This is a genomic window from Neisseria sp. P0009.S007 (assembly GCF_051962515.1).
Map to the genome: position 1 here is coordinate 1 of NZ_JBQCVF010000892.1, position 444 is coordinate 444.

General features: G+C 46.4%; 1 protein-coding gene and 1 pseudogene. One reads left to right on the plus strand and one right to left on the minus strand.

Translation table 11 applies throughout. The features are described 5' to 3' along the window. Nucleotides 1-292: uroporphyrinogen-III C-methyltransferase (locus ACTHS3_RS16970; protein WP_440368637.1), on the plus strand; the 292-nt coding region annotated here is incomplete at its 5' end. A gap of 65 nt (nucleotides 293-357) precedes the next feature. On the opposite strand, the pseudogene ACTHS3_RS16975 reads toward ACTHS3_RS16970, so the two are convergent. Continuing rightward, a pseudogene (locus ACTHS3_RS16975) lies at nucleotides 358-444 on the minus strand (CoA pyrophosphatase); the annotation flags it as partial.

The following is a 444-nucleotide window of genomic DNA, read 5'->3' on the forward strand; positions in this document are numbered from 1 at the left end:
GACTTTGGCTTTAAGCCGCCAAACGTTGGTAATCTATATGGGCACACTTAAAGCGGCTGAAATTGCGGAAAAACTGATGGCTTATGGCAGGCAGCCTTCTACGCCTGTTGCCGTGATTTCTAATGGCACTTTACCCAATCAAACCGTTCGGACAGGCCGTCTGAAAGATTTGGGCTTGTTGGCTGCCGAAGCAGAGCGTCCGGCTTTAATGGTGATTGGTGAAGTGGTTTCCCTGCGCAATGAGATGAAATGGTTTGGAGAATTTGTCGAATGCTATGAAGAAGCTGCGTAAAGAGGATTGATCAAATAAGGCCGTCTGAATATTGGTTTTCAGACGGCCTTGTCTTATTTAAAAGCTTAGCAATATTGCTGATAACGTTCTGCTAGTCCATATAGGATGATTGCTGTCAGTCCCCAGATGTCGTAGTGTCGGAAAGGCAGGGC